The following is a 20574-nucleotide window of genomic DNA, read 5'->3' on the forward strand; positions in this document are numbered from 1 at the left end:
ATAAACTTTAATGAACCCAGTTCAATTCTTGTGCAACCTTTTTTACGGAAAGATTTCTTAAATCCGCCTCATACAATATTTTGACATGTTTTCCACGTGGTGCGGTCAGCGCAGGATTACTTGATGATGAAAACAAAACAACAGAACACCCCCCCACCAATGCGGCAATATGCATTGGTCCTGTATCATTTCCGAGCGAAAATTGTGCATTTTTCATTAAATGCCCCAACTGAAACAAACTTGTTTTACCAATCAAGTTCATTGCCTTCGGACATAATTGCAAAATCTGTCGGGAAATCTCTTTCTCTTCTTTTCCTCCAGCAATTATGGGGACCAGCCCTTTTTCAAGACATATATTCGCAATCTCACCATAATACTGAATAGGCCATCTTTTCTCCATACGTCGTGCAGAGCAACCAGGAACTAACACAACATAGGGTCGATCAATGGAAAAATCAATCATTTCGGATAAAAACCAGGATAAATCAAGCTCGGGATAATCGGTTATACCAACCTTGCTTAACTGATCTTTCTGGCGATCAAATGTATGCAAGCGATTACGCTCCTCATTGTCATGTCTATGCGATGCTGTTTTTGCAATCGCCGAGCCTTGTCTCTGCCCTGCGAACCTAAAGTAACGTGTTGATCGACGAGAAGTTTGTAAATCAAAGATATAATCATATCCCCGTAGTTTTTTCACTAGCCTAATCAATCCCGCAATATTGAACCAGGAAGGTTTGTCATCAACAATAACACGATCAAACCAAGGTGACCTTTTGGCCAGATCAACAAATGATGCAGATGTTAACAAGGTGATCTCTGCATTGGGATAATACTGACGAATGGCCGCAAACGGGTAAAAACTTTGGATAAAATCCCCCAAAGCACCCAAACGTATAATCAAGATTCTTTTAACTGACATCATTGATCTTTAATTTGTTTTCAGGAGGTAATATCTCGTTATAAACAGAAAGGGTTTTGCATTGCATCTGTTGCAAAGTATATTTTTTTTGAACCGCCTCCCGGGCAAGCCGACCGATCCAATTTAAATCTGCATCTGTTTTTTCCATCAACTGATCCAAAACAAATACCAAATTATTAACACTGCCGGGCTTAAAAAGGTAACCTGTAACATTTTCTTCAACTGTTTCTGCCGCCCCGCCATGATTGGCAACAACCACAGGTTTCTCCATAGCCTGGGCCTCAATTACGACACGTCCAAAAGGTTCAGGTTTAAGGGAAGGTACTACAACGATATTTGCCAGTGCATAGACCGCAGGCATATCCTGGCTATTTCCCACAAAATAAATCGAATCTTTTATTTTTAGATAATCGGCTAAGGCAAGCAACTCTTTTAAAAAATGATCTTTTTCTTTGGCGGGACCGACAAAAATGCAGATCCAGTTCGGATGATTGAATTTTAATTCAGCAAAAGCCTGCAATAATAATTTATGTCCCTTCCACTCCGTAATTCTTCCCGGCAATAACAGGATCTTTTGCTCTTCAGAAATTCCCCAACTCTGTGCCAATGAACTTATTCGGTTACCTAACGGCAAACTCGGATCAAAAATAGTTAGATCAACCCCGCGTGGAATGATACATAGTTTTTGCTGGTTGACATGATATTCTTGTTGTAAATGATTAGCAATATAATGACTGATCGCTATCACCTTTTCCCCTTTGGTCATTACCTGGTTGTACCAACGTTTTCCGAACCATTTGGCCTGAAAAACTCCGTGCCAGGTTGTGACAAAACGGATATGACATTTTTTTGCTGCCAACCATGCAGACCATGCCGGCGCTCTTGAACGTGCATGAACAATATCCACTTTATAATACTGGATAATCTTAATTAACGCATAATGATTTTTCCAGATTATCCACGGATTTTTTGAGCTTAGCGGTAAATGAATGTAAATTGCCCCAATTTTTTCGAGATAATGCTGCCATATTCCATCTTCACTGGCTACAATTGCAATGCCACCCGCCTGTATGATTGCCTTTGCCATATCAACAGTTCCCCGCTCTACCCCACCTGTACCCAATGCTGGTAGAACTTGCAATATGACCGGTTTATTTTCCATTCCGACTAAAATTTCATTAAAAATCTAAATCGGCATAATATTTGGGAGGGACTACACCACTTACCCGATCATTTAACAAGGCACGAAAACTGGGGCGGGATTTTATCCGAACATACCAATCCTTTACCATTGGATATTTATCCCAGTTAATATCACCAATATAATCCAAGCTGGAAAGATGGGCTGCAGCGGCAAAATCAGCAATTGACAAATTATTTCCTGCCAGCCAAACCCTGTTTTCAGCTAGATAGGCAATATAATCAAGATGAAATTTTATATTCTGGTAGCCTTCTCTCAATGCCTGAGCATTGGGATTGCTATTTCCAAAAAGACGTTTGAACATTTTCTCAAACAGTAAATTTCGAGTGATTTCTCGATTGAATTTGTCATCAAACCAGGCAACCAATCGTCGCACCTCCACTCTTTCCGCCAAAGTGCGACCCATTAATAACGTGTCAGGATAGGCTTCTTCCAAATATTCGCTGATCGCATAGGAATCACAAATAGCCAGACCCGTTTCTTCTACCAGGACAGGAACGGTACCAGCAGGATTCATCGACAGGAATTCATCCCGTTTTTTCCATACAGCTTCGGTCATCAATTCAAAAGATAATCGTTTTTCTGCCATTATCAGCCGAATTTTACGACTGAAAGGACAAAGGGGAAGATGATACAATATTCGCATAAAGCCTTGCCATTATTCCACAAAATCTCTTTAGTGTAACATAATATGTTTTTTTACTGAAAATATTTTAAAATCAGTTTATCACTACAGTTTAATCATATAGCTTAACTTTTAATCAATTATAAAGGCTTAAATTCATCTTTTAAAAAATTACAAGATATTTATTTTTTCGTATATTATTATTTTATTTTTCAACTTTATCAAAACGTAATAATTTAGACGTCATTAATTTATTTGATCTGTCAAACAGGAAATACACTCGTGGTGCATCATTCTTCGCATTCACTGCCCCCCTTACGGATCCGAGGCCGTTCGTTTTTGGCACTGGTTCTTTCACCAAAAGCCCCTCTTGTAAATTGGTTACAAAGCCTGGACGAACAAATTAAACGTTCTTCACAATTTTTCTATGGCAAACCTGTTATTCTCAATCTTGAACTCTTGACAGGCGATGAAGAAGGATTGGAAAAACTTTATCATGAACTTTTAGGCAGAAATATTCAGATTATCAGTATGGAAGGATTGCCATCCAATCCTTCTGCATTAAAGGACTGGCCTAGAAATTTCATTCTTACAGGAGGAAAGAATATCGACAATTTAAATCCCCCGATCGATTCTCCAGCTAAAAATCAATCCGTTCCTTGCTATATTACTGATGATCCCGTTCGATCAGGACAAAGCATTTTTTTTCCGGAAGGGGATATAATTGTTGTTAATTCTGTTGCATCGGGAGCGGAAATTAGCGCCGGTGGATCCATTCATGTTTACGGCGCCCTGCGGGGACGCGCTATTGCCGGTATAAGTGGACAACCCAATGCCAGAATATTCACCAGTCATATGGCAGCAGAACTATTGGCTATTGATGGATATTACATGACAGCAGAAGAAATTCCAGAGACTTTTAACAATAAATCTGCACAGGTTTTTTTAAAAGAGAATGTTATTACTGTAACTAATCTAACAAAAACAAGGTAAATAAAATTATATTCTGATATTTTTAGTGTTTTATTTGCCGTAAAATGATATTTTTAACATATTGAAAATGGATTATCATAAAGGAACAAGTATGTCGAAGGTAATCGTTATTACCTCAGGTAAAGGCGGGGTTGGTAAAACGACAACAACCGCAGCGATTGGAGCGGCCCTCGCCCAGACAGGACAAAAGGTTGTCGTCATTGATTTTGATGTCGGTTTAAGAAATCTTGACCTTGTAATGGGATCAGAAAGACGTGTGGTGTTTGATTTTATCAATGTAATACAAGGTGAAGCCACGCTTTCTCAAGCATTGATTAAAGATAAACGTATCGAAACCCTTTTCATTCTGGCCGCCTCCCAAACACGGGACAAAGATGCCTTGACTGAAGAGGGTGTCAAAAAGGTTATTGAGGAATTAAAAGAGAAGTTTGACTGGATAATTTGTGACAGTCCGGCCGGAATTGAACGCGGTGCTAAAATGGCCATGCATTTTGCTGATGAGGCCATTGTCATTACCAATCCCGAAGTATCCTCGGTTCGTGACAGTGATCGTATCATAGGCATCCTTGACAGTACAACTGATAAAGCCCAAAAAGGTGAAAAAATTAACAAACACCTGTTAATTACACGTTATGCAACAAACAGGGCGGCCCATGGCGACATGCTTAACACAGATGATATACTTGATATCCTTTCCATTCCCTTGATTGGTATCATTCCTGAAAGTGAGGAAATTCTCAAGGCTTCAAATATAGGTACTCCGATAACACTTTCTGCACCCAACTCTGCCCCTGCCCGTGCCTATGTAGATGCAGTTAAACGCTTGCAAGGAGAAAAAATAGACATTACCATTCCGACTGACAAAAAAGGGTTTTTTGACTGGTTGTTAAAGAGGAATAGATGATGAGTTTTTTATTTTCAAATTTCTTTAATAAAAAAAGTTCAGCGCCCGTTGCCAAGGATCGTTTACAGATCCTGCTGGCTCATGAACGTTCTTCTACCAGCAATCAAAATGATTCAGATTTATTGCAAAAATTACAAAAAGAAATTATGGCGGTTATCCAAAAGCATATCTCCATTGATCAAGAAAAAATTCAGGTCAAAATTGATCAAGGATCTGCCTGTTCAACATTGGCTATTGATATTGAGGTTCCCCAACAACGTCAAAAAAAATTTTGATTTAAACTTGATAATATCGATAGACTTTTTTTTAATGTATTTGAGGAGCTTGTTATTGATCTAGAATAAAACTCCTCAACATTTATTTAGAAATGAACTTTTTTATCAAGCTCTTTCAAACCTCTTTTTCCATAATTGAAGGATGCAATACGGTCTGCTGAATCCTGAACTTTTTTGGGTATGTCAAAAGGATCGATCATAATTTCAACAATACGCGGTACTAAAGTATCATTTTCCAGTTCTTCCAGGCTTGTTTCCAATTCATCCTCAGTTCTGACTTGATGGTATGAATAGGGTTTATTATCACTCAAAGCATCAAATAGTTTATGATAGTTCCATTCAGGAATATCATTAAACGAGGAATATAACCCCATAATGCTGCGTTCGATTGTATAACCTTTATTATTCACCAAAAAAATGATTGGATTGAGATCATGCGCAAAAAAAGCTGATACTTCCTGCGCTGTTAATTGGAATGACCCATCCCCGACAAATAATATTTGGCGCCGTCTAGGTGCTGCCATTAATGAACCAAACAAGGCAGGCAATGAATACCCGATTGATAACCACAAAGGCTGATTAATGATTGTAATTCCGGCAGGAAGAGCCAATCCCCTGACACCTCTCATCGAGGTGCCTGCATCCGTAACAATGACATCGTTTTCCTGAATGAAATGATCCATTTTTGTCCAAAAACGATTGAGGATTAATGCCTTGCCCTTTTCAACTGTCCATGAGTGTTTTTTATTTTTATGAATGGAAGAGAATAAATTTGACTGTCGGGACAAGTCATTTTTTATCAGGCTTTTCAAAAGGTCTACAGCACAGACATCCTCAAACACTTTTTTACCAACGATAGTGCTGAAGGGCATGATATTGATCATATTTTCTGGAATATTCTGCGTAAAATACCCAGAATTACTGTCTGTAAATTTTACGTTAATTCCTATTAAGCAATCAGAATTTTCAATGATATCTACAACGGATCTGACAGAAGCCCCGCCATTATATTCACCAACCCATTGCAATAAACCCTGATCCAAAATTGCCTGTGCCGCTGATTGGGTGGCAAATGGAATATTCAATTTTTCGATAAGTTCTTGCGTAAGTTCTCTGAGTCCAAATCGATCTATGGCATTACCCAGCAGCATAGCCGGACGTTCAGCATGTCGCAGACGTTCTTTAATGCCATGCAAAAGATTTGAAAGTTGTAAGGAATCACTCATTTGTAATGAACAGACCAGTTTTTCATCAGGGACATCAATCTCGAAAAACGTTATATCCGATGGGATTTGAATATAAACAGGTCTTTTTTCCCGTTTGCAAACTTGCAATACACGATCAATTTCCCCCACTGCATTTTGTGGCGTAAGGCGCGCCTGAGCGACGGTATAGGAGCGGTAACAATTCATGACATCTTCATAATTACCCTCCGCCGTGGTATGATGCAAAAAGGACCTTTGATTTATACTGTGTAAAGGTGGCGCTCCAGAAAGACAAACCATTGGCACGTATTCGGCATATGCTCCTGCAACACCGTTAAGGGCACTCAGGTCACCAACACCATATGTTGTTAGTATTGCAGAAATTCCATTTAAACGTGCATAACCATCCGCAGTATAGGCCGCGTTCAACTCATTACGATTTCCAACAAATTTTATATCTTTTCTTTTTTCTGCCTGCATTAAAAATTGAAGATTATAATCCCCAGGCACACCAAAAATTGTGTTGATCCCAATTTGAGATAATCTATCCAATAAGAAATCCCCAATTGTTTTTTTCATATATTATCCCCTAACTTTACAATGTGTTTCTTAAAATAATCTTTAATTTACAGACTGTTATCTCAATTGAAGAATCTCAAATTATACGAAATAAATATTTCAAAAAAAATTAACACTATCGTGAGGCAATATGCTGTATAGCTTTAACCATCGACATAACCCCATTACTTCGATTTGCTGACAACGCCCCTGCAAGTCCCAGATCCTTGACAAATCCAGGATCGATTTTCAAAATTTCCTCTGCTGTTCTTCCAGAATAAATTCTTAATAACAAAGCGATCAGTCCTTTAACTATCACGGCATCAGACGATCCAGCAAAATAATATTTATTTCCTTCCCAGATGTAATTTAACCAAACCTGACTTTGACAACCAACCACACGAAATTTATCATTTTGCCATTCAACAGGAAAAGCAGGCAAATTATTTCCAAGTTCAATCAAATAACGATATCGCTGCGTCCAATCATCAAAAAGATCAAACTCATCCCTAATGACACCAATTGCCTCTACCGCGCTTTGTTCTTCGGGTAAAATAAAAGAACCTGAAATTGACATATATAAATCTCGTATAGCCAGACAAATTACAAATTAAAGAATAAAACGACTTAAATCACTTTTACTTGCCAAGGAAGCAACTTTTTCCGTTACATCCTTTGCAGTTATCTGAATCTCCTCACCTGAACGTTCAGAAGCTGTAAAAGAAACTTCTTCAAGAAGTTTTTCCATAACGGTTGCCAGACGACGCGCACCGATATTCTCAACTCTTTCATTAATATCCGTTGCCAATTGGGCAATTGAATCAATTGCATCATCCGTAAACTGTAACTTGACTTTTTCCGTTTCCATCAAAGCGATATACTGTTTCAAAAGTGACTGTTCGGGTTCTGTTAAAATCCGACGCATATCTTCACAGGTTAAAGCCGATAATTCAACACGAATCGGTAGGCGCCCCTGTAGTTCCGGCAATAAGTCAGAAGGTTTAGCCAAATGAAAAGCACCAGAGGCAATAAAAAGTATATGATCGGTTTTAACCAGACCATATTTTGTTGAGACAGTCGTTCCCTCTATTAATGGCAGTAAGTCACGCTGTACCCCTTCACGGGAAATATCGGCACCACCACGCCCACCACTTCCCTCATAAGAACGGGCACAAACCTTGTCAATTTCATCCAGAAAGACAATTCCATGATTTTGTGCACGCTGTATAGCTTCTTGCACAAGCGCATCATTATCCAGAAGCTTATCAGATTCTTCACGAATTAATGCCTCCCGGGCTTTTGCAACCGTCATACGACGTGATTTTTCAGAACGGTTCATGAACCCTTTCATCATATCGGTAAAATTGATAATCTGGGCCGATGGCATCCCCGGTATATCCATTTGATTAACAGGAGAGGATATATCCGCCACTTTGATATCTATTTCCTTATCCTCTAAATCTCCATTAACCAGCATCTGCAGGAATTTATTACGTGTTTCTGCTGTCGCTCCATCTCCCACCAACGCCGTTACTATTCTTTGATTGGCAGCATCTTTTGCCTTTTCAACGACATTGCGACGTTTCACATCACGCAACATGACCAAAGATGCTTCAACCAAATCGCGAATAATGCTTTCCACATCACGACCGACATAACCAACTTCGGTAAACTTAGTTGCCTCAACTTTTAAAAATGGAGCTTGTGACAAACGGGCTAATCGACGAGCAATTTCCGTCTTACCACAACCCGTTGGTCCAATCATCAAAATATTCTTAGGAACAATTTCTTCCCGCATCCGGTCAGGTAACTGAGCTCTTCTCCATCGATTGCGCAAAGCGATAGATACGGCCTTTTTTGCTTCATGTTGACCAACAATATAACGATCAAGTTCTGCAACAATTTTTTTCGGAGTATAGGTCGGGATTTGCATATATTATTTACTTTCTGCGTTCAAGGTCTCTACAACAAGGGAGTGATTGGTATAAATACAAATATCCCCAGCAATTTTCATGGCTCGACGTGCGATTTCTTCCGATGTTAGTCCATCAACAGTCAAAAGCGCCCTTGCGGCCGCCAGAGCATAATTACCACCGGAACCAATGGCTACCACCCCGTCTTCTGGTTCCAGTACATCACCATTACCTGTTAATGTGTATGAATGAACATGATCAGCCACAAGCAGCATTGCCTCAAGTCTTCTTAAGTAACGATCCGTTCGCCAATCCTGAGCCAACTCGACACAAGCCCTTTCCAACTGATTGGGATAACGCTCCAATTTCTTTTCCAAACGTTCCAGCAAGGTAAAAGCATCCGCTGTCGCCCCTGCAAAACCAGCCAATATAGAACCGTTTTGTCCTATTCTCCTGACTTTCCTCGCATTACCTTTTACAACTGTATTACCCAGTGTTACCTGGCCATCACCTGCTATTGTCACCTGCTTTCCGTAACGGACACATAAAATAGTCGTACCATGCCACTGAATAGGATCATACGTAGATAAAGTGTTATTTTGCATATCTAGGGTTAACCTTACATAAAATTATATGATAATAATTATCCGAGCTGGTTAAGAAATCAATTCTTCTATACGCTTTGTCAATACCCCAAGGGAAAAAGGTTTGGTTAACAATTGTATTTTATTGTCAAAAGTCATGGTATTGATACCATGTGCATAACCAGTAATAAATAATATCGATAAATTCGGCCAGATCTTACGCGCAAATTCAGCAAGTTTGTTTCCATTTACTCCTGGCAACCCGATGTCGGTTAATAGTAAATCGACATGCATATGATTACAATCCAAATCTTGTAATAATGCCATTGCCTTTGTGCCATCTTCAGCGGCAATTACCTCAAACTGCATTTCATCCAGCAATTCCACCAATAATGGGCGTAAAATGGAGTCATCCTCAGCAACCAAAATTATTTTTTTTGTTTTTTGTTTTTGTGCTTCAATCAACATTTCCTTATGCCTTTACGTCAAAAGGAAAAATATAGTGTTCAGACTCTATAATCATTTTAAAACTATATATTCACTTCGTTATCTATATTATCATTTAAAAAAAATATTAAAAAGCAATTAAAGAATAAAAATATGCATCTACATTTTATATAAAAATCATATTAGATTGGTGACATAATATAATATTAATTTTTGATTTCTATTTAATTAATTTATATTAATATTCAAATATGTTGATGGAAATTTATTAAATATCTATCTTTCCATTTCACTATATATGGGTAAATATATACTTATATTTGTTCCTGCTCCCAATTGACTTTGCACATTAACCTGTCCCCCCGACTGTTGTGCAAATCCATAAACCATTGCCATTCCCAGTCCTGTTCCCAACCCCATTTTTTTTGTTGTAAAAAAAGGTTCAAAAATATGAGCAATGGTTTCAGCACTCATTCCCTCGCCTTCATCCTGAATGATGGTGACTGCATAAGGACCCGGATTTAAATGAAGTCGTTTGCCTTCATCCGGACCAACATCTTTCTTATCCAAAATGATAGTTATTACACCTCCATTTTTCATGGCATCTACTGAATTGATACACAAATTCATGACAGCCAATTCAAATTGTGATGGATCTGTCTTAACCGTCAAAATACCCGATACATTATTTTTAAATTCAAGATGAATTCTATTTGATTGGTTGGTTTCAATCTGTTCTTTGAACCTTCTTTCATAACGCATCTGAAGAGTTTGGGACAATAGATCGAAATTTTTTTGAATAGTCTTGGTGAGATCCACTTCCTGCAAAGATAATTTCTTTCTTCTGCTGAAACTCAAGAGTCGCTCTGTCAATGTGCTACCCTTTTTTGCCGCCTCCAAGGCATTGTTCTGTAACTGCTTAATTGTATCCATGATTTCAGAATTACCCGAAACCTCCAACAGCTCTTCGGATAATTCCAACGAGCCGATCATTGTTGTCAACAGGTTGTTGAAATCATGAGCAATTCCCCCAGCCATTGTACCAAGGGCCTTCAATTTTTCCGACTGCCGCAACTGCATTTCCAATTCTTTTTGTTTAGTGATATCCAGCTCCATCAGTACAGAAGGATGCGTAATTTCACCCTTTGCTCTATCCAGCAATAAACGGGTAATCATAAACCATTGTGACGATTGTTTGGAATTATTCGAGGGAACCTCCAATATCTCCACAAAGCGCTCCTCTTTTTTCAAACGCTGGTTAAATCTTGACAATTCTTGCGACGTAAAGGACGGTTCAGTTTCCTCTTCTGTTTTTCCAAGGCATTCGGCAATGGTCAATCCACGCCGATTGGCCGCCAACTGGTTCATACGGGTGAAACGACCCTCCTCATCTTTGAAAGCAAGGCCATAGGGCAGATTATCCAACAACCCTTTTAACAATAAACGTTCATGCATTAGTTTTCTTTGAAATTCTGATCTTTTAACGGCCCGTTTTACAATTTCCTTTACCATGAAAGGATCCAGCGGTTTTGGAATAAAAAACGATATTCCCCCTTCGTTCAACGCCTTGATCAGAATATCCGTTCGGCTTTTTGGTCCCAAAAGAATACGTGTAGCAACAATAAGATTACGAACACGGGCAAAAAAAATATTTCCGAACATGCAGGGCATGAAATTATTATAGATAATGGTGGAAAAATGAGCCCCCTTTTTAATCATATCCAAGGCATGATAGGAAGATTCTGTAAGATATAAAGAGTAATCCTGACCCAGAATTTGTTTGAATTCCTTTAAAATCCTGGAATCATTATCAATGATTAATATCGAAGGCTGCGTATTGTTACCCATACCCAATTCTCTAAAAAGTATTTATTGATATATATGGTTTGCCTAGATCAATAATTAAACAGGATCTACAAAAATACCATTCCACTTATTTTTCTCAGAATATCTGATATGGCAAGTAAATTCACTGAAAATTAATATGTTTCGGTTAATTAATTATTTTAATTCAAAAAATTAAAGATTTATATAAAGAGTTTTATTATAAGATTTATATCAATATGCTACAGTGTATCTTCTTTTTATTCAGTTTAAGGATAGTTTCGTGAATAAATTTTTCTTTAATAATACACGATCAGAAGAACGGCTAGGCCACATCAGCCAAGAATATACCGATTCAAGAAATTCATCCAAAGTGTCCAATCCATTTTTAAATATTCTCTGGTTCGCTTGTCATTTCTGCTTTTACTTGATCCAGCAAGTCGCCGAAATTTTTGCCCCGTTATTCTTGGTTATTGGTATCATATGGAAATTATTGCCTGCCATCACTTCTTCATTAATAGCCGTTATCTCCTCATCAGATCCTCAAACAGGTGAGCTTGTGAAACATGGAGGCAACCTGATTCCCCATTCAATTATGATTGCAGGACATAGTTTAACTGCAGGAAAATTAATTTTCGATGGCGTTTTACTTATTATGTTAACCGCATTATGTGCGACCGTAACTGTTTATTTGGGACGTAAATTATAATCCATTTCCTTATCTGCCATGAAACCTTTCTGCAATGATTCAACTTGACAAGGTAAGCCTTTATTACAGACAAGACTGTCCGATTTTATCAAATGTCACACTCCATATTCCCCAAGGTAGTTTTTGCTGGTTAACAGGACCATCAGGAATTGGAAAATCAACCTTGCTCCAGATGTTCCATCTTGAATTAATGCCTAATGCTGGGCAATTACAAATTTTGGAAACAAACATACATAAAAACCGTCGTTCAACTATTTGCCACTTAAAACAAAGAATAGGCATCATTTATCAAGATTTTAAACTTATTCCCAATTTAAGCATTTATAATAACATCGCTCTACCCCTTCGACTGCAGAATACGGATGAATCCATAGTAAGTCGTTGGACAAATCGAATTCTCCAATGGATGAATTTGCAAAATAAGGCTGAACTATACCCTCGAACCCTTTCTGGAGGGGAGCAACAACGCGTTGCAATTGCCCGAGCTGTCATTCACAGACCTGATATTTTGTTGGCTGATGAACCCACCAATGCGCTGGATGAGGAACAGGTATTACGTTTAATGGATCTTTTTTTTGATCTTAATGATTTGGGGTGCACAATCATTATCGCCACCCATAATGATAATCTCATCCATCAATTCCCTGCCCCTAGACTAAAATTAAATAATGGACAAATACGAATTGATGATGCTGTTAAAACATAAAACCACTGATGGATTGAAAGTCAATCTGGCTTTACCCGGACAATTTTTAATTCCCCTTGTTGCTGCAATGACCTTTTTGGCCACCCTGATGATTGCGGGAACCTATGCTGGTCAAAATCTAGCAAATCGTTGGAATACAGGGGCAGCGTCCACAGTAATTCTACAAATTCCCCAAAATAACCTCCAGATTTCGTCTCAAAATACAAAACAAGAGAATTCCGACAATAATGCATCAATCCAGCAAATTATCACCCTTCTCTCGACCTCCAGGGAACTTGTCTCTTTTCACAAACTTGATGATAATGAAATAGATGAATTATTAGCCCCTTGGCTGCATGAAGATTTTGACAATCTTGCCCTTGCCATTCCCGCAGTCATCGAATTACATTTAAAAAATAATACAAAAATTTCAGGCCAGCTTGAAACTTCCTTACGCAAAATCGAACCCAATATCGTTATTGAACAAAGTAACTTCTGGGGTCAACGCTTAAATGTTCTTGCAAATAGTTTGCAAACCTGTGCATTCCTTGCTTTTCTTACCATGATTTTTGTCGCAGCCATTGTAATAGCCATCGCCACCCGAACTGGTTTGATACAATGCAAACAAACAATCGAAATACTTCATAATCTAGGCGCGTCAGATCACTATATATCCATACGTTTTGCACGAAGGAATGCATTTCTTTCCCTTATCGGAGGTGGCATCGGCTTAATTTTCTCAATTCCCTTATTGTTTTTTTTAACCTATCTTAGTCTGCCCTTCAGCAGTAATCCAAACTGGGAAACAGTTTATCAGGGGTGGTTTAGCATTTTAACCTTGTTACCATTTAATCTATTGATTTTAATTATTATTTTACCTTTGTGCAATTATTTTATAGGCTGGATTTCAACAACATTCATTGTATATTATTGGTTAAGACATTTGACATAAAATGAAAAAAAAAATCTCTCAGAATTTTTTGATCAAGATTATTGGAATCATTATTTTTTTATGGTTAAGTGGTTTTGTTGTTTTTATATATGATTTGTTAAGTTTCTCATCTATCCCCCCTTTAACGGACGGTATCGTCGTATTGACCGGTGGAACCGGAAGAATCCATACAGCCATTAGATTTCTTGAAAAAGATTGTTCTCAATATCTGCTTATATCTGGAGTTGGAGCAACAACAACCCTGCAAGATTTAAAGAATTCAATTACGAATTTTCCTGCAATTTCATGTCAAGACCATATTTTACTGGGACATAATGCAACGTCCACCATGGGTAATGCCATTGAAACAGCGGCATGGGTTCATTATTACCGTTTGCAATCCCTGACGGTAATAACTTCAAATTATCATATGCGTCGAGCCATTCTTGAACTTAGAAACCTTCTATACGATATTCCTCTTTATCCCTTCTCGATCAAAACCATCAATAAGGATAATGTTTTAAAAATATCTTCTATTCGATTATTATTTATCGAATACAATAAGCTACTTATGGCCTATACAGGATTAATTCACACGACAAAACCAAAGCATGATTTAATCAATATTAAACATTAACGGATTTCATGACCTTTATGACTTTTATTCGATCACTACTTTTCTCAATATATTTTTTTACCCTAACCCTGTTCATGGGTCTTTTTGCTTTTTATATCCGTTATTTTGCAAAAAAACATGCCTTGGCCTATGCACAATTATGGACTGAGCTTTCAATCAAGGGTCTTACAAAAATCTGTAAAATAGAGATTGATATAAAAGGCAAGGAATTCTTGCCCAATGACTCATCTTTTATAATAGCATCTCAGCATCAATCCGCCTTTGATACCCTGATATGGATGAATCTTTTACCGCGTCCTGCCTATATAATGAAAAAAGAGTTGATACATCTTCCACTTGTCGGGCCAATGCTTCTCTTATCCGGAATGATTCCCCTTGACCGTCAAGGAGGTGCAAGGGCTTTGAAAAATCTTGTCATAAATTGTAAAAACGCTATAAAAGATCAACGACAAATTATTATCTTTCCTGAGGGTACACGTTCACAATATGGTAAAAAAGTTAAACTGCAGGCCGGTGTTGCAGCTATTGCAAGTCAACTTGACCTTAAAATTGTTCCAGTTAGCACCAATTCAGGGTTACATTGGGGGCGCCACTCTTTCTTAAAAAAACCTGGAACAATTTATATTAATTTGCATCCAGTCATTACAGACCTGTCAAATCGCAAGAAAGTGTTATTTGCCATAGAAAAAAGCTGGGATAATAATATCATGTAACATTTTTTATGAATTGTGGATAAGTTAGTGGATCTATTTATTGAAAATAAAATAACTTTAAAAAAAAGAACACAACGAAAAGATAATAAGTTGCGCCTACAAGCCATTCTTTACGATTCCTTTTCGATTTAACACACGCTTTGACAAAATGTGGATAATTTACCGATAATTAATAATTCTCCATAATTATTATCGCAAAATTAAATCTTGCTAAATCATGCATGCTTACTTAATATCCACACATTAAAAATTGAAATCATTAATTCGTAAATTATCCATCATTAATTTTAGCTAAATTGATGAAATCATTCCTTTTTAAACCTATCAAAATTGATCTTTTGCCTTACGTAAGCGTGCAAACTCCTCAACGGTCAAGGCCATCAAAAAAGGATTGGTTCTCTTTTCAATTGCCAGCATGACAGGCAAGGATGGTTTATTTTCCGAACGCAATTGCTGCACTTGCTTCAAACGATTTAACAAATCTTCATTGTTTGAATCCACTGTCAGGGCAAAACGACCATTATCTTCAGTATATTCATGAGCGGCATAGACCATAATTTCATCAGGCAGGGACTTTATCCGTTTGAAACTTTGAAACATCTGTTCTGGACTGCCTTCGAATAAACGACCACAACCAAGGCTAAATAGAGTATCTCCTGTAAAAATTATACCTAAATCATATGAATAATAACAAACAGATCCCAGAGTATGACCTGGCGTGCTTATAACTTCAAAAAAACCGAAACCCAGGTCGATCTGTTCATGATCCTTTACATAATCCGTAGCATCCACAATACTGTTTTTTTCTTTATCAGGTGCATATATCTGACAATTAAATTTGTCTTTCAATTGGCGAATGCCCCCTGTATGATCTGAATGATGATGCGTGACAAGTACCGATTGCAAATTCAGCTTTTTATCTTTTATAGTATTAAAAACGGGAGTAAAATTACCAGGATCGACAATAGCTGCATTTCTGGTTTTCTTATCATATAATAGCCACGCATAATTGGTTTCATAAAAAGGAATAGGCTTAATAAGAACAGACATTCTCTTTCTTTATTTCAATATTTTATTCTTGTATAACAAAATGATTCTTCTGGAAATCAATAATGAACCCCAAGGCTAATTCTAGTATTATACCAAATAATACTCAACCAGGATCAGTAATCTATCTTACTGATAAGTTTCTGCACCTGTGGCCAGATCTACGAGGGCTTTCTTTACTCACCCTTGGTGCCATTCCTCAAGATTTCATTCTGCAATCTTCACCCCATAATCATATTCAGGGTAATCTTGCAGAGAACTTACATGAATTATCCAATTTAGAAAATTTTCCATCAGTAAAAACATGTTGTTTTACATACAATCGTTTTCCTTTCGCAAAATGCAGTTTTGACCGAATCATGTTTTATCCATTCTTTCCGATCGGCATCTATAACATTCATAAAACTTTAAGGTCTTGTTGGGAAATTTTAAAAGATGATGGCAAAATTTTGCTTTTACTTCCTAATAAATTAAAATGGTGGGGAATATTTAATTTATCTAATTTTTTTGAGTATCAAAAAAAAAGCTTTTACATTTATCAATTAAGAAAAATATTAAAAGAACATATGTTTCAACTTGTTTATTATGAAAAAATTATTTATTTTCCATCTAAAATAATGAATTCCTTTTCCCTATATGGAAATAAGCTGTTAGAATTTTTAGGTCATTTTTTCATTCCCTTTGGAGGAGAATACCATCTGATTGAAATCCGAAAAAAACTCTATGCCCCGATTACAATCTTTTCCGCTTCGAAAAAAAGAATTTTAAAACAAAAATTACCGAAACCCAACTGGAATCGCAAAAGAAAATTGTAAAAATAACAAACGACCATCCCCTAAGGAATTCCCTGATGTCTATTTTACATTCAATCCGAACAAATATTAGTAAACCGCACAAAGCTGGATATCCTTTTCTCTGCATCTCTGCTTTGATAAGTTTTATTGGCTATCGCATTCATGCTCGGATCGGACATTTAATTGGTCTTATAGGAAGCTTATTTTTTGGGTTTTGCTGGTATTTTTTTCGTAATCCCAAGCGAATTATCCCCCATAAAAATGATATTCTTGTTTCCCCAGCAGATGGAACCGTTTCAGCCATAAACTATATTCCCCCTCCTGTTGATTTAGGTTTGGGTGACAAACCGGTCTGGCGCGTTTCTATTTTTCTTTCCATTTTCAACGTCCACTTACAACGCATCCCTGTCGCTGGAAAAATTACCGCACGATCATATATCAAGGGAAAATTTTTTAACGCTTCACTGGATAAAGCATCAGAACATAATGAACGCAACGCAATTTGCATAACTTTACCAGATGGAAAAAAGGTGGTTGTTGTTCAGATTGCCGGATTGATTGCCAGAAGAATTGTATGTAATGCCGATATAAATCAACAATTTAATATGGGTGATATTTATGGGTTGATCCGATTTGGCTCCAGAGTGGATCTTTACCTGCCCGATGGGTGTCAACCCTGCATTGAGGTTGGGCAAACCATGATCGGCGGCGAAACAATTGTTGCAAAATTATAAACGCTCTTTTAACCCAGAACATAAATTAATGTTACGACAAAAAATTCGTCCCCGAGTCAAGGGAATTTCCTTTAATCGGATTATTCCAAACTTATTGACAATTCTTGGATTGTGTGCCGGTCTGATCAGTATTCGCAGTGCAATTCATGGAAGGTTCAATGAGGCTGTTATCGCCATATTGATTGCTGCCTGTTTTGACGGGTTGGATGGGCGAATTGCCCGTTTATTACGTGGTACAAGTCGATTTGGTGCAGAATTGGACAGCCTTGTCGATTTTTTGTCCTTCGGGGTTGCTCCAAGTCTTGTCTTATACTTATGGTCCCTCAAAAATGGAGGGGATTATTCTTTTATTCCCTGTGCAATATTTACGGTATGCATGGCTTTACGCCTGGCACGATTTAATGCCGCACTTGATGATAACAAACCTCAATATGCCAGCAATTTTTTTACGGGTGTCCCTGCCCCGGCAGGTGCTGGAATAGTTTTATTTCCTGTTTTTCTTGGCTTGGAAAGCAAGCATTATCAAATTGATTTTCTTAATTCCATCGCCCATTCCGAAATCCTGACAATTACAATTTTAGTCATAACATCTTTTTTGCTGATTTCTACCTTACCAATCTGGTCATTCAAAAATTTTAAAATTCCCACTTCTTACGTCATGCCTATATTTTTAAGCACCTGCATCTTCGCAACTATTCTGGTAGCAGATCCTTGGGGAACATTGGCTTTAAGCGGGATTTTATATCTGGGTCTAATTCCGCTGAGTTATCGCAGTTACCATCGTCTAAAAGCTGATGCCCAGACAATTCTTGTGAAGACGAAAAAGGGGGAGGACTTTTTGAATAAAAATTAGAAGACGTATTCCGTTTCAATTTCATTAAACAATCCATAATTGTGGAAGGTAAAGGCGGACATCCTTCAATTTGCAAAATACATTCCTCGTCACCAACATTTTCACCCAAGATCGCATAATTACTTGCAAAAATATGTCGGTTAATTGCACATGATCCAATTGTTACAATCGCTTTTGATTTAGCAATCAATTTCCAGCTTTTTTCAATATAAGGAAGCATAGCACGAGTAATCAGCCCTGATATTAACAACAAGTCTGCATCAGCAGGATGTCCAACAAATTTTATCCCCGCATCTTTTATATCATATGCGGTCCCTTTTAAGGCCTGCAGTTCAAACGTGCATCCATTGCAGTCTCCACATCCAATATGAAATACATGTATATCCTGTTTTTTTTGACCGGCAAATTTTTGAACAGGTTTTATTTTTCCAGTTAATGAATCGATCAAGGATTTAATAAAAACCACTAGTTTTCCTTTTATAGATCTACGCCTGTTACCAAATGACCAAATGACGCCTTTATCAAGACATGATTATCAAAATGTTCATTTTTTAATACATCTTGCAAGACATAGGCCTGATTGGCACCAGGATCACGTATAAATACGTCTTTTATAACCCCCGCTTCTAATCTCACATAATACCATAAATCCCCTTGTACCCCTTCACAAACACCAATCCCTTCCCCATTTAATTTTTCGATAATAATTTCTTGAGAGGATTTGAACGCTTCCTCGCTATTTTCTTCCTTTAGAAGTATATCGATTATATTTAACGATGTTTTTATCTCAACAAACCATGACTGCATACGTGCATCAACGTCCCCTTTTGTAAAATTCGGAGGTGGCAGCCATTCCAACCGGTATTCAGACATGTACCGACGCAAATCCACATCCCGTCCGGAAGCCCGCCCAACAATTCCACCTATATTGAAATCAATCGCTTTTTTTAGAGATAAAATTCCCATATTTTGAAGATAGTCACCCAGACCAGGCAAGGTTATAGCCAAATTAAATGCCTGATCAATCAAATATTTAATTTTTTTAGGAAAATGTCTTTTTTTATCATTTTCTTGCCCTAAAAAAACGGCACCAGGAAAAACACAATCCATTAACCAGCGATGCCCAAAATAATGTATATTCCAACGCATAAGAAGTTCACGCGCCAGATCACACCGGCTGGCAACCAACTCTACTTCTAACACGCGAAATAAGCGTGTTAAATAAAGCAGATAGGCTGCAACTCTGGATAATTCAGAATATAAGATACGTTTTCTCAAAACAGGCAAGGAAGGGACAAAATTTGCAATATCTTCAATCGCATGAGAAAAGGCAATCTGATGCGCAACGGAATCAAGTGCGTTAATACGGCTTATTAAAGGTAATATTTCCAAACTATTTCTATTATACAGATTGGATAGAATTCCTCTATGCGTATATCCGTACACTGATTCAGCTCGGATAATCCGCTCACCCATATTAAGAAAACGCCACAGCACAGGCAATTTTTCTGTCGCATTGGAGGGATCAATAACCGTTATCTCCCCTCCATTATTCAGTAAATGAGAGACAGATGGATTTTCTTGTCTTTCTGGAGGCCATAAGACAGGCCCTGGTTTTTCTGACAATGGCCAGCAATTATTCCATAAACCCCGATCCAACCATGGGCGTAAATCAACAGCATTCATTGCTTCCTTACCCCATAACTCCCAGATCATTCTTTCATATATAATGGCAGCGGGTCTTACAGAAGACAAGGCCAGATAACGGTTCATTGATGCGGAAATACGAACGCCAATGGGCTTGTATCCATTCTCAAGAAATAAAACAAAAACAGTATCCTCCTTACACCACATCGTAAGAAACATAAGCCGATCAGTTTTTAATGCCGCAAGCATCTCCGTCCATTCTTGTTCATCAAGAGAAATGAAAAACCTACTATCTGTTTGATGATTTTTAAGACAATCTATTAATTTTAGGGAACGCTGAACAAATGTTTTTTTATCAACCATTTTTCAGAAA

22 protein-coding genes and 1 pseudogene are annotated in these 20574 nt (G+C 37.6%); 11 read left to right on the top strand and 12 right to left on the bottom strand.

What is annotated here, in order from left to right; translation table 11 throughout:
* Positions 1-7: 7 nt before the first annotated feature.
* Genes GM552_RS06265 through GM552_RS06275 form a run of 3 tightly spaced genes read right to left on the bottom strand, consistent with a single transcriptional unit; the run spans position 8 to position 2769 of the window.
* On the bottom strand, positions 8-922 hold the full coding sequence (locus tag GM552_RS06265) for a glycosyltransferase family 9 protein (protein ID WP_230882769.1): 915 nt from the start codon (positions 920-922) through the stop codon (positions 8-10).
* Positions 912-2084, bottom strand: coding sequence for a glycosyltransferase family 4 protein (locus tag GM552_RS06270; RefSeq protein WP_155565726.1), 1173 nt, complete (start codon positions 2082-2084; stop codon positions 912-914). Before GM552_RS06270 ends, GM552_RS06265 begins: the two co-directional genes overlap by 11 nt.
* Before the next feature lie 16 nt (positions 2085-2100).
* Positions 2101-2769 carry a glutathione S-transferase family protein gene (locus GM552_RS06275; RefSeq protein ID WP_110438325.1) on the bottom strand — a complete coding sequence of 223 codons (669 nt, stop codon included), beginning with the start codon at positions 2767-2769 and terminating at the stop codon, positions 2101-2103.
* Positions 2770-3033: 264 nt separating this feature from the next.
* Between GM552_RS06275 and minC the strand changes: the two genes are divergently transcribed.
* From minC to minE, 3 genes are all read left to right on the top strand, one after another.
* Positions 3034-3741 (top strand): septum site-determining protein MinC, encoded by a 708-nt coding sequence (gene minC / locus GM552_RS06280; RefSeq protein ID WP_347400750.1) that lies wholly within the window; start codon positions 3034-3036, stop codon positions 3739-3741.
* A 91-nt stretch (positions 3742-3832) separates the two neighbouring features.
* Positions 3833-4645 (top strand): septum site-determining protein MinD, encoded by an 813-nt coding sequence (gene minD, locus GM552_RS06285; protein ID WP_110438326.1) that lies wholly within the window; start codon positions 3833-3835, stop codon positions 4643-4645.
* On the top strand, positions 4645-4920 hold the full coding sequence (gene minE / locus GM552_RS06290; RefSeq protein WP_122124292.1) for a cell division topological specificity factor MinE: 276 nt from the start codon (positions 4645-4647) through the stop codon (positions 4918-4920). The genes minD and minE overlap by 1 nt, the downstream gene beginning before the upstream one ends.
* Before the next feature lie 86 nt (positions 4921-5006).
* Here the strand turns inward: minE and GM552_RS06295 are convergent, their stop codons facing one another.
* From GM552_RS06295 to GM552_RS06320, 6 genes are all read right to left on the bottom strand, one after another.
* Positions 5007-6704, bottom strand: a complete 1698-nt coding sequence (locus GM552_RS06295; RefSeq protein WP_155565728.1) for an alpha-keto acid decarboxylase family protein — start codon at positions 6702-6704, stop codon at positions 5007-5009.
* A gap of 115 nt (positions 6705-6819) precedes the next feature.
* Positions 6820-7254 carry a SufE family protein gene (locus GM552_RS06300; RefSeq protein ID WP_370533613.1) on the bottom strand — a complete coding sequence of 145 codons (435 nt, stop codon included), beginning with the start codon at positions 7252-7254 and terminating at the stop codon, positions 6820-6822.
* A gap of 39 nt (positions 7255-7293) precedes the next feature.
* Positions 7294-8616, bottom strand: a complete 1323-nt coding sequence (gene hslU, locus GM552_RS06305; protein ID WP_122123848.1) for an ATP-dependent protease ATPase subunit HslU — start codon at positions 8614-8616, stop codon at positions 7294-7296.
* Positions 8617-8619: 3 nt separating this feature from the next.
* Positions 8620-9201 (bottom strand): ATP-dependent protease subunit HslV, encoded by a 582-nt coding sequence (hslV, locus tag GM552_RS06310; RefSeq protein ID WP_155565730.1) that lies wholly within the window; start codon positions 9199-9201, stop codon positions 8620-8622.
* Between the two features lie 51 nt (positions 9202-9252).
* Positions 9253-9648 carry a response regulator gene (locus GM552_RS06315; RefSeq protein ID WP_110438330.1) on the bottom strand — a complete coding sequence of 132 codons (396 nt, stop codon included), beginning with the start codon at positions 9646-9648 and terminating at the stop codon, positions 9253-9255.
* Positions 9649-9903: 255 nt separating this feature from the next.
* Complete coding sequence (locus GM552_RS06320; RefSeq protein WP_155565731.1) at positions 9904-11475, bottom strand: ATP-binding protein; 1572 nt, start codon at positions 11473-11475, stop codon at positions 9904-9906.
* Between the two features lie 259 nt (positions 11476-11734).
* On the opposite strand from GM552_RS06320, the gene GM552_RS06325 reads away from it, so the two are divergent.
* From GM552_RS06325 to GM552_RS06345, 5 genes are read left to right on the top strand one after another with little or no spacing between them, the layout of a single operon-like run.
* A complete protein-coding gene (locus GM552_RS06325; protein ID WP_155565732.1) occupies positions 11735-12160 on the top strand; it encodes a hypothetical protein in 426 nt (141 codons plus the stop codon).
* Positions 12161-12194: 34 nt separating this feature from the next.
* Positions 12195-12866, top strand: a complete 672-nt coding sequence (locus GM552_RS06330; RefSeq protein ID WP_155565733.1) for a cell division ATP-binding protein FtsE — start codon at positions 12195-12197, stop codon at positions 12864-12866.
* Entirely contained in the window at positions 12847-13797 is a 951-nt protein-coding gene (locus tag GM552_RS06335; protein WP_196424863.1) for an ABC transporter permease, read from the top strand. The genes GM552_RS06330 and GM552_RS06335 overlap by 20 nt, the downstream gene beginning before the upstream one ends.
* 1 nt (position 13798) lies before the next feature.
* Entirely contained in the window at positions 13799-14413 is a 615-nt protein-coding gene (locus GM552_RS06340) for a YdcF family protein (protein ID WP_155565735.1), read from the top strand.
* Positions 14414-14430: 17 nt separating this feature from the next.
* Entirely contained in the window at positions 14431-15126 is a 696-nt protein-coding gene (locus GM552_RS06345) for a 1-acyl-sn-glycerol-3-phosphate acyltransferase (protein ID WP_230882770.1), read from the top strand.
* A 324-nt stretch (positions 15127-15450) separates the two neighbouring features.
* On the opposite strand, the gene gloB is transcribed toward GM552_RS06345, so the two are convergent.
* Complete coding sequence (gloB, locus tag GM552_RS06350) at positions 15451-16176, bottom strand: hydroxyacylglutathione hydrolase (RefSeq protein WP_155565736.1); 726 nt, start codon at positions 16174-16176, stop codon at positions 15451-15453.
* Positions 16177-16238: 62 nt separating this feature from the next.
* Between gloB and GM552_RS06355 the strand changes: the two genes are divergently transcribed.
* From GM552_RS06355 to pssA, 3 genes are read left to right on the top strand one after another with little or no spacing between them, the layout of a single operon-like run.
* A complete protein-coding gene (locus GM552_RS06355; protein WP_155565737.1) occupies positions 16239-16988 on the top strand; it encodes a hypothetical protein in 750 nt (249 codons plus the stop codon).
* A 32-nt stretch (positions 16989-17020) separates the two neighbouring features.
* Entirely contained in the window at positions 17021-17701 is a 681-nt protein-coding gene (locus GM552_RS06360) for a phosphatidylserine decarboxylase (RefSeq protein ID WP_255487949.1), read from the top strand.
* 28 nt (positions 17702-17729) lie between these two features.
* Positions 17730-18554: a CDP-diacylglycerol--serine O-phosphatidyltransferase gene (gene pssA / locus GM552_RS06365; RefSeq protein ID WP_155565739.1), complete on the top strand. Its 825-nt coding sequence runs from the start codon at positions 17730-17732 to the stop codon at positions 18552-18554.
* Positions 18555-18582: 28 nt separating this feature from the next.
* Here the strand turns inward: pssA and GM552_RS06370 are convergent.
* Both GM552_RS06370 and GM552_RS06375 read right to left on the bottom strand, forming a co-directional pair.
* A pseudogene (locus tag GM552_RS06370) lies at positions 18583-19020 on the bottom strand (NADH-quinone oxidoreductase subunit B); the annotation flags it as partial.
* Positions 19021-19031: 11 nt separating this feature from the next.
* Positions 19032-20564, bottom strand: a complete 1533-nt coding sequence (locus GM552_RS06375; protein ID WP_155565740.1) for a hypothetical protein — start codon at positions 20562-20564, stop codon at positions 19032-19034.
* Positions 20565-20574 lie beyond the last annotated feature (10 nt).

This window comes from Commensalibacter sp. ESL0382, from assembly GCF_009725775.1.
GTDB classification, from domain to species: domain Bacteria; phylum Pseudomonadota; class Alphaproteobacteria; order Acetobacterales; family Acetobacteraceae; genus Commensalibacter; species Commensalibacter melissae.

Bases quoted from the DNA above. Each gene is read 5' to 3' on its own strand.
- GM552_RS06315 (WP_110438330.1), bottom strand. From the start codon at position 9,648: ATGTTGATTGAAGCACAAAAACAAAAAACAAAAAAAATAATTTTGGTT.
- GM552_RS06375 (WP_155565740.1), bottom strand. From the start codon at position 20,564: ATGGTTGATAAAAAAACATTTGTTCAGCGTTCCCTAAAATTAATAGAT.
- minE (WP_122124292.1), top strand. From the start codon at position 4,645: ATGAGTTTTTTATTTTCAAATTTCTTTAATAAAAAAAGTTCAGCGCCC.
- GM552_RS06340 (WP_155565735.1), top strand. From the start codon at position 13,799: ATGAAAAAAAAAATCTCTCAGAATTTTTTGATCAAGATTATTGGAATC.
- GM552_RS06270 (WP_155565726.1), bottom strand. From the start codon at position 2,084: ATGGAAAATAAACCGGTCATATTGCAAGTTCTACCAGCATTGGGTACA.
- pssA (WP_155565739.1), top strand. From the start codon at position 17,730: ATGTTACGACAAAAAATTCGTCCCCGAGTCAAGGGAATTTCCTTTAAT.
- minD (WP_110438326.1), top strand. From the start codon at position 3,833: ATGTCGAAGGTAATCGTTATTACCTCAGGTAAAGGCGGGGTTGGTAAA.
- gloB (WP_155565736.1), bottom strand. From the start codon at position 16,176: ATGTCTGTTCTTATTAAGCCTATTCCTTTTTATGAAACCAATTATGCG.
- GM552_RS06320 (WP_155565731.1), bottom strand. From the start codon at position 11,475: ATGGGTAACAATACGCAGCCTTCGATATTAATCATTGATAATGATTCC.
- hslU (WP_122123848.1), bottom strand. From the start codon at position 8,616: ATGCAAATCCCGACCTATACTCCGAAAAAAATTGTTGCAGAACTTGAT.
- GM552_RS06295 (WP_155565728.1), bottom strand. From the start codon at position 6,704: ATGAAAAAAACAATTGGGGATTTCTTATTGGATAGATTATCTCAAATT.
- GM552_RS06275 (WP_110438325.1), bottom strand. From the start codon at position 2,769: ATGCGAATATTGTATCATCTTCCCCTTTGTCCTTTCAGTCGTAAAATT.
- GM552_RS06265 (WP_230882769.1), bottom strand. From the start codon at position 922: ATGTCAGTTAAAAGAATCTTGATTATACGTTTGGGTGCTTTGGGGGAT.
- hslV (WP_155565730.1), bottom strand. From the start codon at position 9,201: ATGCAAAATAACACTTTATCTACGTATGATCCTATTCAGTGGCATGGT.
- GM552_RS06335 (WP_196424863.1), top strand. From the start codon at position 12,847: ATGATGCTGTTAAAACATAAAACCACTGATGGATTGAAAGTCAATCTG.
- GM552_RS06355 (WP_155565737.1), top strand. From the start codon at position 16,239: ATGAACCCCAAGGCTAATTCTAGTATTATACCAAATAATACTCAACCA.
- GM552_RS06330 (WP_155565733.1), top strand. From the start codon at position 12,195: ATGATTCAACTTGACAAGGTAAGCCTTTATTACAGACAAGACTGTCCG.
- GM552_RS06345 (WP_230882770.1), top strand. From the start codon at position 14,431: ATGACTTTTATTCGATCACTACTTTTCTCAATATATTTTTTTACCCTA.